Consider the following 14,461-nt stretch of genomic DNA (forward strand, 5'->3'; position numbering starts at 1 on the left):
ATGCAATACCGCAAACTCGGCACAAGCGGCATGTACGTCAGCGCCATAGCACTGGGCAACTGGGCTACGCATGGCGAAACCGTGGACCAGGACCTCGCCACCGAATGCGTCCGCAAGGCGCTGGATCTGGGCATCACCACTTTCGACACCGCGGACGCCTATGCAGGCACCAAGGCCGAATCCATGCTCGGCGAAGCCCTGAAGGGAGTCCGGCGCGAAGGCGTGGAGCTCATGACCAAGGCGTTCTTCCCCACGGGACCGGGCAAGAACGACCGCGGCCTGTCCCGCAAGCACGTAATGGAATCCATCAACGGTTCGCTGAGGCGTCTGCAGACGGACTACGTGGACGTTTACCAGGCTCACCGCTATGACTACGAAACCCCGCTGGAAGAAACCATGGGGGCCTTCGCGGACATCGTCCGCGCCGGTAAAGCCCACTACATCGGCGTGTCCGAATGGACCGTTGAAGAGATCCGGGCCGGCGCAGCGCTGGCGGCCCAACTGGGCATCGGGCTCGTGTCGAACCAACCGCAGTACAACATGCTGTGGCGCGTGATCGAGCCTGAGGTAGTGCCGGTCTGCGAAGAGCTCGGGATCACCCAGGTGTGCTGGTCACCGCTGGGCCAAGGGGTGTTGAGCGGCAAATACGGCGCTTCCACGGTTCCAGCCGGCAGCCGTTTCAGCGACGATGACGGCGGACTGAAGACCGAGCACAAGTTCATGCAGCCGGAGGTGCTGGAACGCGTGGAGAAGCTCAAGCCGATAGCCCAAGATCTAGGCGTGCCGTTAGCCACCCTGGCCGTGGCCTGGGTGTTGGCCAACCCGAACGTTTCCGCAGCGATTGTCGGCGCCAGCCGCCCCGAACAGCTCGACGACACAGTCAAAGCTGCCGAGCTGGTTCTAGGGCGCGAAACGCTTGAACTGATCGACGATACTCTTGGCGACGTCGTGGAGCGCGACCCTGCGAAGGTTGAGTCTTTCCCGGAGCGGGTTTAGGCCGGAACTGCCACAGCAACGGCGACTGCTGGTCAGGGTGCCTCGTGGTTGACCAGCGAAACACCGCGGGATACGGAGCGGGGACGGTAATAGCCCTTGTCACCCAAGCGCCGGAAGGCCGCCAGGCCCAGTACCTTTGGTATTCCACAGACCGCGGGCGGTCGTTTCAGGCCGGCGGCCCGGCCCCTGTGCTGCCCAACCCGGGAGTGAATGATTTCCGCGATCCCAAAGTGATCTGGGACGCTTACTGTGACCGGTGGTTCATGGTCAACGCCGAAGGGCAAAAGCTCGGTTTCTACGCCTCACCGGACCTGCGGTCCTGGCAGCGCGTCGGCGAGTTCCAGCGTAACTACTTGGGGGTGCTCGAGTGCCCCGACATCTCTCGTATTACAGCCGACGACGGTACCTCGCACTGGGTCCTCGGTACAAGTGCGAACGGCAAGGGTCGCGGACTGCCCGCGACGTACGCCTACTGGACTGGAGCCTTCGACGGCAGTTCCTTCACGCCCTACCGTCCCGAGCCGGAATGGCTCGATTATGGCTTTGACTTCTACGGAGCAGTGACCTACCCGATCTTCTTCACCACGGCTCGGCTGGCTTTGTCCGTCGATGGCCGCCATCCACCAGTGCCTGAGCGAATCTTGTTATCGTCAACCGAAATTGGAGGGTTCAGGCGGCTTCTTCAAACGACGCCTTTCTGGAGCATGAAGCACGCATAGGGCTGATCTTCCGCGGTCTGCACCACGACGAACGAATCCCGTACCCGCCTGTAAAAGTCGTGTCGCTCCACGGCCCCGTAGACCAGTTCTAGGCCGGTGGACTCGGAAGCCATGCGAAGAAATCGGGTCTGGATTTCAGTCACCGTCGCCGGGTCTCCGTCCGGATGCATGCGCTCAAGCGGATGCTCGACAAAGCTGTCCAACGGAAGAACACTGAGGATCGCCTGTGCTGCCTGCAGCAGACGAGTTCCTCGAATTTGTATCACGGGGCAGCCGCTCGAATAGGCAGGATAGTTTCTGTCGACCAGGGCAAGCCGATCGCCGTGCCCCATTTCATCGAGCATCTTCAAGAGCTCTCCGCGGAGCAGCGGGTTGATGTTTCTTAGCATGGATCTTCTTTCGATCTACGAGAACACGTTGACGACGGCGCTGAACCCTTTTATGCCCGAAAAGCGACTGCGTCATGGGCGGGTCCCCAGGAAATCCGGCCGATATTGGCCCCGGGGGCCTGACTCACTGCCGAGCGAAGCGAACGTAACCCGGCAGACCAGCGGGCCTTCTCAGGTAGCGCCTCCCTCCCTCCTCGGCGAACAACATCCCGAAGCTGCCTGAAGTTGCGCCCCGACTTCGGAACGGCGGAGGTTTGGAAAATTGCTGACTATAGACAACAGCGCCGGAAGGCCTCTACGCTATCGATATTGTAAATATTCACTCTATCTAACATTCATTTTGAGTGGAACACAAGGAGGACGTGCGTGAATAAACTCGTCAGGTCACGGAATATTACTCGGGTGCTGGCGCGCGTTGCCGTCGACGCCGCAGTCGGAAAGTCCACGGAGATGGGTGTGTGCGTCAGCATCGCAGTGGTCGACAGCGCCGGACACCTTGTGTGTTTCGAACGAATGGACAGTGCGCCCTTTCAGACGGCGAAAATCGCAGTTGACAAGGCGTACTCTGTCGCCGGTAACGGCATGGCCACGCACGAGTTCTGGGAAGTTGTCCGTCAGGAGGAAGCCCTGCTGCATGGCGTGGCCACGATCGAAGGGGCAACCATTATCGGCGGAGGACTACCTGTCCTGCACGACGGCGAACTGATCGGTGCCGTTGGAATCTCCGGAAAGAGCTCCATGAACCAGGACCGTGAGATCGCCGAAGCTGCCATCAAGGCTGCTGCAGCTTGCCTGGCGCCCTGAAGCTTCGATTTCGCGTAGCTCGAGCACACCTTTCCTCGCAGAACCCCTGCCTCAACGTCCCAATGTAGATGTCCAGCCCCAAGGAGCACTTTATGTCAATTCAGCCAATTCCCGACTTTGCCCTCAACGACGGATCTGCAATTCCCCAGATCGGCCTGGGCATCTTCGGCCCAAACGACGCCTCTGCCGCCGACACCGTGGCTGCGGCACTCAAGCTTGGATACAGGTCATTGGATACGGCCGAGCAGTACCAAAATGAAACCGGCGTGGGCGAAGGAATCCGCCGCTCCGGTGTCCCTCGGGGCGAAATATACGTCACCACCAAGTTGGGCAATGAAAGCCACGGCTATGACGCGGCGCGCCGCGGATTCGAAGGCAGCCTTAAGCGGCTCGGCCTCGACTATGTCGATCTCTTCCTGATCCATTGGCCGATGACGAAGATTGGCAAATACGTCGAGAGCTGGCGGGCACTTGAGCGTCTGCAAGAGGAAGGCCTGGCAAAATCCATCGGCGTCGCAAATTTTCAGATCCACCACCTTGACCGCCTGATGGCTGAATCAAACGTGGTTCCCGCCGTCAACCAAATCGAGCTCCATCCCGGCCTGCACCAAGCGGAGTTGAAGGCATTCAACACCTCGCATTCCATTGCGACGATGGCCTGGTCCCCCTTGGCCGGGAACCCGTTTGCTAACCGCAAGCTGACTGACAGTCCCGTCCTCCGGAAGATCGGCGCGAAATACGGGAAGACCGCGGCCCAAGTGATTATCAGATGGCACCTCGACCAAGGAAATGTGGTCATCCCGAAGACCGTGAGTCCCGACCGAATGATCGAGAACACGCAAGTCTTCGACTTCCAGCTCGAGGAAACCGATCTTGCGGAGATCGCCGCACTTGAGGTGGGGATCCGGAACCCCTACGACCCCGACCTTATGGACTGAGTGCGCCATAACCACTTTGCGTTGGCTCCTGTAGTTTGCAACATCAAATAACAGATTTGATCCGAAGGCTTCCGCTTTCAACAATGTGGCGATAGTGTTACTAACCACATCATGTAACACTCAAAGATGAGGATACAAAAATGATTCAGCGTTCATTGACTGCCAAGCAGTCGAACCGCAAGTGGACCTCCGTTCGAGCAGCGGCCGTCCTGAGTGCAGGTGTGCTTGCACTCTCCGCGTGCGCCGGAGCCCCAGGAAACGCCGGAGGCTCGAAAGAAAATTATTACCTTCCCGAGAACGTCGCCCTTTATGCGCCCGACAATGCGACAGTACTCAAACAGGCTCCGGGGAACCCTGTCACAGGACCCGTGACCAAGCAGACGCTGACCCTCCCCTATGCAGGAGCGTTGCCCGTCGCCGACGGACCCATTGGAGACCCGGCCAAAACCTACACCTTCTGCTTCTCTCAAGGGCTGGCCAACAACCCCTGGTCTACTGCACAAAAGGAAAGCCTCATGATCGAGGCCGCCAAGCATCCCAATGTCCAGATCAAGTACACAGAAACGAATGATCCGAGCGAACAAGTCGCTGACCTTCAGTCCTGCGTGAGCCAGAAGGTCAGCGGCATCCTGGTATTTCCCCAGTCGGTGGGTCCGTTGACTCCCGCCATCGATGCAGTCTGCAAAGCCGGCATTTTCGTCATCGGCATGGAACGGACGGTCGACACCGACTGCCCTGATTCTTGGGTCTACCTTGACTACAAGCAAGGTGCTATCCAGATTGCCAATACCATCGGCGAGTCGCTGAAGGGTAAAGGCACCGTGGTGGAGACGCAAGGAACGATGGGGTCCTCGCCCCAGATTCTGCGCCACGAAGGTTTCATAGCCACCCTGAAGTCCAAGTATCCGGACATCACGGTGAATGAAACTTCTCCCGGCGACTTCGATCGCACGAAGGCCTATCAGGCTGCACTCAGCTTCCTCCAGTCACCTCAGGGGAAGAAGATCGACGCCTGGTACACCCAATACAGCGAAATGGCGCTGGGTGTTTACGCCGCGATGCAACAAACGGGCCGGACAGACATTCCTCTCTATACGTGGGGGGACGACAAGTCCACCACTGCGGCCATCCAGCGCGGAGAAGTCTCGGCCGCTGTTCCCGCGACGCCCCTGCACGCGGATCTGGCCCTTCGAGTAGCCATTCAGGCCATTGAGAAAAAGGATTACCCCAAGCGCATCATGCTTGAGCAGCCGCTTCTCCTGACCAAAGACAACGCCCCAGCGTACGACAAGACCACCTGGGGATCCGCGGGCTAAGCGCGGTCTGACCGACCTTTCGCCGTCCAGCAACCGCCGATGCAGGAAAGACAACTCTCATGAAGAAATCATGGCTTCCAATTCACGGATCAGCTCCGCTCGGAAAGCATCCCGATTCCGAGGCACGCAACGGCACCTTCGACGGGACAGTCGTGGCCTTGCGCGGAATATCGAAGACCTACCCGGGGGTGCAAGCCCTCACCTCCGTGGACCTGGACATCTTTCCTGGAACCGTCCATGCGATAAGCGGTGAAAACGGGGCCGGCAAGTCAACTCTGTCGAAGGTCATCTGCGGTCTCGAGCAGCCGGACGCGGGGGAGGTATACATCGATAACAAGAGGGTGCATCTCACCTCCCCCCAAGACGCCCGGCTGCTCGGAGTCAGCGCCGTCCCGCAGGAGCTCTCCCTTGTCCCCCACATGTCTGTAGCGGAGAACCTATGCGTTGCTGCCTTCCCGGCGCGCTCCGGGATGGTCTCACGCAACGCTCTGAGGGCCAAGGCGCAGCCTGTGCTGGATTCCCTCGGCCTCTCCATCGATCCGTTCTCAGAGCTGAGCGAGCATTCCCCCGGCATCCAGCAACTAGTCATGATCGGCAGGAGTTTTGTTGGCAAAGCCAGGATCATCATCCTGGACGAGCCAACCGCCGCTCTGACGGAGCCGGAAGTCGCCCACCTTTTCGAGGTTGTGGAAAAGGCCAAGGACGCCGGCACAGCCTTCATCCTGGTCAGCCACCGTCTCCAGGATCTGTCCCGGATTGCCGACACTGTCACGGTGCTTCGGGACGGAGTCAAGATCGTCACCAAGCCGATGAGCGAGATGAGCCACGACGATATTGTCAAGGCCATGGTAGGACGTCCGGTTGAACGGTTCACGCACGAGATTCAAAACCGGGCAGGCATTGATTTCGAGGTCAAATCCGGGCAGATCAAGATGCCCCCGAGACTTTCGGTGAAGAACCTGTCGAGTCCCGGCAAATTCGAGGACATCAGCTTTGAGTTGAACCCCGGTGAAATCGTGGGCATGGGAGGGCTGCTGGGTGCGGGCCGCAGCGAAGTTGCACGGGCGATCTTCGGGGTTGACAACTACGATTCCGGCACCGTCGAGGTGAATGGGGTGCCGCATCGGATACGTAATCCCCGGGAAGCCTTCCGCGCGGGCATCGTGATGGTTCCTGAAGAAAGGAAAAGCCAGGGGCTGGTACTGGACATGACCATCGAAGAGAACTTCACGCTGTCGCAACCGGAGGTCATCTCCAAAGGCGGGTGGCTCAGCAGGACGCGGTCTGCGCAGCTGGCGCGGGACCTGATCGGCAAGCTCAGCGTGAAGGCGGCCGGAGCCGGCGTGCCAGTAGGGACATTGAGTGGGGGAAACCAGCAAAAAGTGGTCATCGCCAGGTGCTTTCTCAACGACTTTCCGGTCTACATCTTCGACGAACCCACACGGGGGGTCGACGTGAACGCCAAGTTCCAGATTTACCGACTCATCAACGGACTCGCAAAGGGTGGAGCCGGGGTACTCGTTATCTCCTCGGAGCTGTCTGAGCTGCTGGCGATTGCGGACCGGATCCTTGTCATGCGGGACGGCCGTCTTGTGGATGACATCCCGGCCATGGGGGCCACAGAAGAACGCATCCTCTCCTCCGCGATGGTCTAAGTCAGATCCCGGAACCATTCTGATTCTCTGAGAAGGAAACGCACATGAGCACTGAAGTCGCAACGCCGACTCCCCAAAAGCAGAACTTACGTCGGGAATGGACTCCGGCGGCCCTACGCAAAGCCGGAGCGCTCCCGGCACTCGTTGTCGTCTTGATCCTGGGATCGGCCCTTTCACCGTTCTTTATGACCATCGACAACATCCGAAACGTCCTGGGTCTCGCCTCGATAATCGGTCTACTGGCAGTGGGGCAGGGATTCGTGATAATCGCTGGGGGTGCCGGCATTGACCTTTCGATCGGAGCCACCTTGGCCCTGGCGGCCATTGTCGGTGCGAAGATGGCGCCTTACGGCCCGGTCGGAGTCATCCTGGGCGCATTGTTTACAGGGCTGTTCGTGGGCACAATTAATGGGCTAGGAATCGCCTTCGGTCGGTTACAGCCCTTCATCATCACCCTGGGAACCATGACGATCGCCACTGGCGCCGCGTTTTTCCTCTCGGGTTCGAACCCGATCCGGCTGCGGGGCGACAACGCGCTGAAATGGCTCAGCACTGAGGTATTCGGCATACCTGTTCCGGTGATCGTTTTCGTCCTGACCGTTGCGATCGCTCAGATTGTGCTGTCAAAGACTGTTTTCGGGCGTCAAATCTACGTCCTGGGCGGCAACGAGGAAGCGGCCCATTTCGCCGGCATCCCGGTCGTTCGGCACCGCATGACGGTTTACATGATTTCAGGCCTCTGTGCCGGCATGGGAGCCCTTGTCCTGATGTCACGACTGCAGACCGCGGACCCGGCTTACGGCCACGGCTATGAACTTGCAGCCATCGCGGCCGTCGTCGTCGGCGGCGCCCCGCTCACAGGCGGAGTCGGAACCATCCGGGGCGTTGCAGTCGGCGTCCTGATCATCCAGTTCATCACCAACATCCTGGATCTACTCAACGTCAATCCCTACATCCAGGCCATGGTTCAGGGACTCATCCTGATCGCGGTCGTCGCACTCAACAGGCGCGGTTCGGCAACCTCAGTCCAAGCGCTGAAACGGTCTGTGCCGCTGATTTGCGGCCTGGCACTGGGCGCAATCCTCCTCTTCGGGTTACCGCACTGACGCGTTCAGTTCGGCACCCGTTCATTCCAAAAAGGTCACCGCTTCAGAGGTGGCAAGAAAGGTTAGGTAGTCATGATTCCCAGGAAGAAACCTGAGCCGGTCGAAGTATTGATCATCGGTGCAGGCGCCTCCGGCGGCACGGCCGCCAAGGTGTTTACAGAGGCCGGGATCCGTGTGGTCGCACTTGACCGGGGCCCATTCTTGCGAAATGAACAATTCTCCGGTGATGAACTCAAATACCTGAACCGGAACTACGTCTGGCCGGATCCTCAGCTGAAGCCACGCACGTACCGGCCGGACGAGGAAAGCCCGGAGGAAGAAGTCCAGTTCTCCCCGACCCCCCAAGGCGTCGGGGGCGGAACGATTCATTGGGGCGGCATCGTTCCCCGGATGACGGAGGACGACTTCCGCCTCCGTTCGCTGCACGGTGATATTCCCGGCGCGAGTCTGGTCGACTGGCCGATCGAATACGGTGACCTCGAGCCGTACTACACGCGCGTTGAATGGGAGCTCGGCACTTCGGGACTTGCCGGCGCCAACCGATGGGAAGGACCTCGTTCTAAGGGATACCCCACGAAGCCGGTCGAGCTGACGCACTATGGGCGTGTTTTTGCGCAGGCCATGAAAAAGATGGGCCAGAGCACGTTCCCGATTCCGCAGGCAATGGTCACCGAGCCGTATCGAGGCCGCAACCCGCACGTGAATTCGGGCTTCTGGCAGCAGTATGGCGACCCCGTAGGGGCCAAATCTTCAACGGCGAATACGTTCATTCCGGACGCACTTGCCACGGGGTTGCTTGATCTCAGGCCGGACTGCTATGTCCGGGAGATCGTCCTTCACCCGGACGGAACAGCCAAGGGCGTCATTTACACCGACGCCGATGGCAATGAGGTTGAGCAGCTTGCCGACATCGTGATCTGCTGCGCCGGGGCAATTGAAACCACGCGCCTGCTTCAACTATCGAAGTCAGCGACTCATGCCAACGGGCTCGCCAACAGCAGTGGTCTGCTTGGAGCAAACGCCACTTTCCACGAGTACCTCTTCGCGATCGGACTGTTCGACAAGGAGGTGGTTGATCCCCTGTATCCCTGGGCCGGCCACTACATGAACACCATGTCGTTCGATTACTACCAGACTGACTATGACCGCGGTCACATGCTGGGAACGCTCATCTTCGCCTCTATGCTTGGCCATCCCGTCAACTGGACCTTCCCCGGGCGACCCACTTGGGGACAGGCCTCTAAGGACACTGATCGCGATCTGTTCAACCACAGCATGAAGCTCGGTGTCATGGTCCAGGATCTACCCGTCGAATCCAACAGGGTAGACCTTGACCCAAACGTCGTCGATGCCTGGGGGCTGCCAGTCGCCCGGATTACCCACACCCCTCATGCCAACGACTTCGCCCAGGCCAAGTGGCAGGTTGCCAAGAACATGGAAATTCTTGAGGTGGCGGGCGCCAGCAAGATCATCCCCGTTAACCTCGAAAAGATCACAGGAAACTGCTGCCACGAGATGGGTACGGCAAGGATGGGCAACGACCCGTCAAAGTCCGTCGTCGACAAATGGTGCCAGACCCATGACGTGCCGAACCTTTACATCTTCGACGGCAGCTTCTTCCCAACCTCGACCGGCGTTAATCCGACGCTTACCATCATGGCCAACGCCTGGCGGTGCACTGAACGCATCATCCATGTCCGTGGCAAAGGCCGCACAGCGGACTGACGCCACTTTCCCTGATTCAACAGACAACAAGGAGGGTTTCTCCCATGGTCAGCCAATCCCAGGCCCACTGGCCCACAGTGCCAATTTCGGCTCGAGACGTAGACGGGCCCCTGTTTTTTACGGACGATGAGTGGACCCTCGTCCGGGCCGCGACGGCCAGAATCATCCCCACGGATTACGATCCCGGGGCGGCGGAAGCCGACGTCGTACGATTTCTGGACCGATTTCTGTCCGGTGACTTCGTGTATGCCAGCGCCACTGGTGACGGATTCCTGGAAATACGCGGGAAGGAAGCCGAAGCCTGGCAAGCGCGAATCAGGCACAGGCAGTCCGTCTACCGCGAAGGACTAGCGGCCCTGAAGGCGCTCAGTCTGGACAAATACGCCAAGGACTTCCACGAGCTGTCGGATGACGAGCAGGACGCGCTGCTCGTTGAAACCTCCGGGCGGCCAAAGCCGCGGCACGTTCAGTTGCACGATGACGAAATTTTCAACTCAGGGGAGGGCGGCCCGCCCCCGACCAACCAACCGGTCAGCGACGCCGGCCTCGGATTCTTCGACATGCTCGTCGCGCATACGCGTCAGGGCTTCTATGCCGATCCCGTGTATGGAGGGAACAAAGATTCTGTCGGGTGGCGAGTCATCGGGTTCGACGGGCCGAAATCATTGGCGGACACGGTAGCCGGCCGTTACACGACGACTGACTACATGATCATGGGAGCCACCTGGCCGTACCCGCAAAGTCCCAGGGTTCAGCGCTTCGGCCGCTAGGGCGGGCTAGGCCGGCAAGTTTTCGTTACCGAGCCCAACACAACCATCGCATTTGTTATTTTCTGTTACCAGAATCATCAAGGCTCGGAAACTTCCTGGGTGCATCGAAAAAATGAGGCTATAAACCCTTGACGGGCTCCCAAGTACGTGTGACATAATGATAAATGTCACAAGATGTTAGACATAGCTGTTTATCCAGCCAACGAAGATTGGAGTAAGAAAGTGGAAAAGACCCGCATCATTCTCGATACGGATATCGGAACCTACTACGACGACGCCTTTGCGGTGATGTTCGCGGCTCAGTCGCCGGAGCTGATCGTCGAAGGCGTCACCACCTGCTACGGAGACACGCACCTGCGGGCTCAGATCGCAGTCAAGGTCCTGGAAGCGGCCGGCCGCAGCGACATCCCTGTGTTCAAGGGCATCGGTATGCCGATGCGCGGCCATGCACTGATGTTCGGTTTCGAGGGCGAGGGCATCCTCGAAGAGGGCGAAGAGCCCCAGTACGAAGACCAACACGCGGTTGATTTCATCATCGAAACGATCATGAACAACCCGGGTGAAATCAAGGTCGTCACCCTGGGTACGGTGTCAAACGTCGCCCACGCCATCCTTCGCGAACCGCGGGTCGTGGAGAACATCAAGGAACTCATCATCATGGCGGGCGTTGTTATCCCGATTGTGGATGAGAAGGGCGTCCGTCGCTCGCCTCGCGAGGAGTACAACTTCAACAACGATGCCATCGCTGCTGAAATCGTTCTGAACTCCGGCATGCCGATCACATACGTTCCGTGTGATGTGACGCTCTACACGCCACTGTTGAAAGAGGACGAAGACCGCATCAGGAAAGCCGACACTCCGATTACGGAAATGGCCACCCGGATTCTCGACCTGTGGCCCCCGCAGGAAAAGCTGATCTACACCGCCGTGGGAATTGCAACCGAACACACGGCCCTGTGGCTGCATGATCCGCTCGTGGTCATGCATGCCTTCGATCAGACCTTGCTGAAGCTGTTCCCGCTGCACATCGCCACGGAGTACAACCTGACGCCGATCGAACGTGACATGTACGTTGCGAACGCGAACGGACAGCAGGATCTCTTGCGCACCAACCCCAAGAAGCTGCCACCGAACATGGACGTGGCACTCGAAGTGGACGGTCCCCGGGTCAGCCACTTCTTCGCAGATCGCCTCACTGCACCCCTTGGAAACGGCGTTACGAAGGAACTGGAAACCCAGGGCGCCTCTTCGTAGATTCCGCGTACGGAACATGTGCCACTCCGCCCGAACCCCGGGCGGAGTGGCACATGGCTTTCGGGCAAACTCCCTGAGGTAGTTTCGCCTACTCAAGATCGTTTTCTACGGTAATCCCGTGCCCGCACGAGCAGGTGCCGGCCGCATATTGGTGAAAAGAGCAGGACATGAAACCAGGTCAGGGACCAGCATCCCTTGCGGGGCGCACTCGAACGGCGGCCGCTGAAGGCCGACCCGGTCCGCGGCTCCCCGGACGACGTATGATCTTTGCGCTGACTCTCTTGGTTTCGTGGATCGCGACCTTTTTCCAGGGCAATACAGGTGCAGCCGCTGAGAAGGCCTGCTACGAAACGATCAGAGTGGCCCTGCATGATTCCGGTTCGATTGCCTTCAGCGATGCCGCTAGATCGGGAGGTGACCCGGTCTGGACGGTCAATGTGACAGCCGATGTGGAAAATTCACTGGGAACTGCAACGCACATCAAATATGTGTGCCGAACGCACCGTGAGCCCGGCAGCACCGAATGGAACGTTGACTCTTTGTCACGGTAAAGCGGCGCCGGCACAGTTGCCTTAAACACGGTCACGGCCTGTCAAAGACAGTGCTCTGATTTCTTCCGGACAATATGCATCGAATTCTCCCCGCCTGGGAGCCGAAACGCAGCAGTCCGGCCTACTGCAAATGGAGCGACCTGTTCCGATCCTCCGCCGGCTTCATCGGGCTGGCAGGTGAACCCAGCCAGCCTCGACCTCGAAGACATCGGGAAAAGTTGCAAGCCATTCCGGGTGATCCTGTCCGCCCAGAGAATCACTCGCGGTGCCCGAAAAGTTGTACTAAGTCGCGCCTATTGGATGTGTCCGCGGTGCCCGGTAGTGGCTGTGTGGGCGAGTTGCTCGTGTCTTCGGCACCAGCGGGACCGTTTCAGGGTGTGGTCGGGGGAGAGCGGCCTGGACCAGACGGGGCGGACGAGCAAGTGCCCTCCAGTAACGACTGGCCGATCAGCTCGCTGAACAAGAACACCAATCTGCGTCGACTTTACTTCCCCGAGTATGGATCTCAGCTGTCCACAGGGCCTCGCGTCGGCCGCGGTCAGGATGGAATGCTCGACGGCGACGAAGGCTATCTTGGGTCCGCGGCGGGCGGCCAAGCGGTGGTCTCTCGCGGCGAGGTAGGTGTTCCTGGACCGTGCGGCCGACATGGCCGCGATGCCCAGGGCCGCCTTGAGGTATTTGCTCAGGGCTTCCCTGGCGTCGCGAAACGGTACCATCGCCTCCTCGATCCGTGCAGTGAGCGCTTCGATGACCCGGGTGTGGGAGTCGATCTGGTCCACGTGCAGCCGGGCCATGAACGCGTGGTGGGGTTTGAACCGCCCGGTGAGCGCGTCAACGAGGCCGGGATATTCGACCGCAACACGCCCCGGGCCATCCCGGCCAGCACATCGGGGTTGCGTTCTCCCTTGATGAGGGCCGCGAGCATGTTCCGGGAAAAGACTCCCCTGCTCGTGCACGGACAGCTTCATGAACCGTTGCAGGGCGCTGAATTGCGCCTCCGTCACAATGGCTCAGTTTCGAGCGCCGCCGATAGGCATCCCGCTCTTGCGGAGAATGTTTATCACACGTGGGTTCCCAGGCCTTGGGCTGTCGGGTAGGAAGACTGGGCGCCGAGTCTCATGACCGAGAACGATCCCGCGGCAACGCCCAACTGGACCGACTCCGACAACGGGCGGCCGACGGCCAAGCACGCAGCGAGTGCGCCCACGAAGGCATCGCCCGCACCGGTGGAATCGATCACGGGGCCAATCGCGGGAGCCGATACGTGGCCCTCATCCTCCTTGTCGAGCCAGTACGCACCTGCCGCGCCCATTGTGATGACCACTGAGGAAGCGGTCTCGCCGAGCTGACGAGCTGCCTCGCGTGAGCTTGCTTCATCGAAGACGGGCCTGGATAGGAGCGCACTGGCCTCGGACTCATTCACCACAAGGGGATCGGCATGGCGAAGGAGACGTTCGTCAATACGCACGTATGGGGCAAGATTCAGCACACACCGCAAACCGGCCCGCTGTGAGGCATCCAAGGCCTCCTGGATAGTAGCCACCGGCACCTCCGCCTGCACCACAACGATTGCCCCGCGGCGAACGTGGTTCAGGGATTCTCGTACGTGGACTTCGGATAGGCCAAGATTCGCTCCGGCAACCACCGAGATGGAATTCTCCCCGTTGGGGAAGACCGAGACAAACGCGGCGCCAGTTCGTCCGCCCGGCAAGATCTGGACCTGGCTGGTATCTATCCCTTCAGCCTTGAGGCTGCTGAGCATGGCTGCTCCCTCGGCATCGTCTCCGATGGCGGCGATGAACCTGACGGAACTCCCCAAGCGTGCCGCGGCCACAGCCTGATTGGCGCCCTTGCCGCCTGATTGGGTGTGGAAATGGTGTGCAAGAACCGTCTGCCCTGGTTCTGGAGGCGCATCCAGCTGGATGATGTAGTCCAGATTTGCCGACCCGACGACGACTACTTCAGTGGACATGCTTCTCCTTGGTGTTCGTGGGGGCCAGTTCTTGATTGATCGAACCGAATGTTTGGTCGGGAACGCGCCCGTGTGCGTCGTTCACCGCGACCAATAGTCCGGGAGTTAGTGAGTCCTTCATCGGAGGAAGGCTGCTGCGACGCCCGCGTCGACCGGGATGTGCAGGCCGGTGGTGTGTGAGAGTTCGTTGCTGGTGAGCACGGCGGCGGCGTTGGCGACGTGTTCGGGGAGGACTTCGCGTTTGAGCAGGGTGCGTTGGGCGTAGT

At 59.7% G+C, this 14,461-nt stretch carries 13 protein-coding genes and 2 pseudogenes; 11 read left to right on the plus strand and 4 right to left on the minus strand.

All coding sequences use genetic code 11. The annotated features are described in order from the left end of the window. Positions 1-996, plus strand: a complete 996-nt coding sequence (locus tag AC1DJW_RS21525; protein ID WP_284754999.1) for an aldo/keto reductase family protein — start codon at positions 1-3, stop codon at positions 994-996. Between the two features lie 23 nt (positions 997-1,019). After that, positions 1,020-1,715 (plus strand): annotated as a pseudogene (locus AC1DJW_RS21530) (glycoside hydrolase family 32 protein); the annotation flags it as partial. Here the strand turns inward: AC1DJW_RS21530 and AC1DJW_RS21535 are convergent. Then, positions 1,679-2,104 carry an RbsD/FucU family protein gene (locus AC1DJW_RS21535; protein WP_476902476.1) on the minus strand — a complete coding sequence of 142 codons (426 nt, stop codon included), beginning with the start codon at positions 2,102-2,104 and terminating at the stop codon, positions 1,679-1,681. The pseudogene AC1DJW_RS21530 and the gene AC1DJW_RS21535 sit on opposite strands and share 37 nt — an antisense overlap. Positions 2,105-2,470: 366 nt before the next feature. Here AC1DJW_RS21535 and AC1DJW_RS21540 point away from each other — a divergent pair, with 366 nt between their 5' ends. The 9 genes from AC1DJW_RS21540 (at position 2,471) to AC1DJW_RS21580 (ending at position 12,223) form a co-directional block, all read left to right on the plus strand. Then, entirely contained in the window at positions 2,471-2,908 is a 438-nt protein-coding gene (locus AC1DJW_RS21540; RefSeq protein ID WP_390280582.1) for a GlcG/HbpS family heme-binding protein, read from the plus strand. Positions 2,909-3,000: 92 nt separating this feature from the next. After that, a complete protein-coding gene (locus AC1DJW_RS21545) occupies positions 3,001-3,846 on the plus strand; it encodes an aldo/keto reductase (protein ID WP_390280584.1) in 846 nt (281 codons plus the stop codon). A gap of 368 nt (positions 3,847-4,214) precedes the next feature. Then, a complete protein-coding gene (locus AC1DJW_RS21550) occupies positions 4,215-5,162 on the plus strand; it encodes a sugar ABC transporter substrate-binding protein (protein WP_284755006.1) in 948 nt (315 codons plus the stop codon). Between the two features lie 59 nt (positions 5,163-5,221). Then, a complete protein-coding gene (locus AC1DJW_RS21555) occupies positions 5,222-6,817 on the plus strand; it encodes a sugar ABC transporter ATP-binding protein (RefSeq protein WP_476902477.1) in 1,596 nt (531 codons plus the stop codon). 44 nt (positions 6,818-6,861) lie between these two features. Then, the gene (locus AC1DJW_RS21560) at positions 6,862-7,923 is read left to right on the plus strand and encodes an ABC transporter permease (RefSeq protein WP_390280588.1); all 1,062 of its coding nucleotides are present in this window, start codon (positions 6,862-6,864) and stop codon (positions 7,921-7,923) included. A 72-nt stretch (positions 7,924-7,995) separates the two neighbouring features. Further along, a complete protein-coding gene (locus AC1DJW_RS21565; protein WP_390280591.1) occupies positions 7,996-9,648 on the plus strand; it encodes a GMC family oxidoreductase in 1,653 nt (550 codons plus the stop codon). A gap of 44 nt (positions 9,649-9,692) precedes the next feature. Further along, on the plus strand, positions 9,693-10,418 hold the full coding sequence (locus tag AC1DJW_RS21570) for a gluconate 2-dehydrogenase subunit 3 family protein (protein WP_476902478.1): 726 nt from the start codon (positions 9,693-9,695) through the stop codon (positions 10,416-10,418). 222 nt (positions 10,419-10,640) lie between these two features. Beyond that, on the plus strand, positions 10,641-11,672 hold the full coding sequence (locus AC1DJW_RS21575; protein WP_284755012.1) for a nucleoside hydrolase: 1,032 nt from the start codon (positions 10,641-10,643) through the stop codon (positions 11,670-11,672). A gap of 260 nt (positions 11,673-11,932) precedes the next feature. After that, a complete protein-coding gene (locus AC1DJW_RS21580) occupies positions 11,933-12,223 on the plus strand; it encodes a hypothetical protein (RefSeq protein ID WP_476902479.1) in 291 nt (96 codons plus the stop codon). A gap of 530 nt (positions 12,224-12,753) precedes the next feature. Here AC1DJW_RS21580 and AC1DJW_RS21585 read toward each other — a convergent pair. The 3 genes and pseudogenes from AC1DJW_RS21585 to AC1DJW_RS21595 form a co-directional block, all read right to left on the minus strand. Further along, a pseudogene (locus AC1DJW_RS21585) lies at positions 12,754-13,148 on the minus strand (hypothetical protein); the annotation flags it as partial. 135 nt (positions 13,149-13,283) lie between these two features. Next, positions 13,284-14,195, minus strand: a complete 912-nt coding sequence (locus tag AC1DJW_RS21590) for a ribokinase (protein WP_476902480.1) — start codon at positions 14,193-14,195, stop codon at positions 13,284-13,286. 117 nt (positions 14,196-14,312) lie between these two features. Then, positions 14,313-14,461: SDR family oxidoreductase (locus AC1DJW_RS21595; protein ID WP_476901100.1), on the minus strand; the 149-nt coding region annotated here is incomplete at its 5' end.

It is taken from the genome of Arthrobacter sp. 05L417, assembly GCF_056397865.1.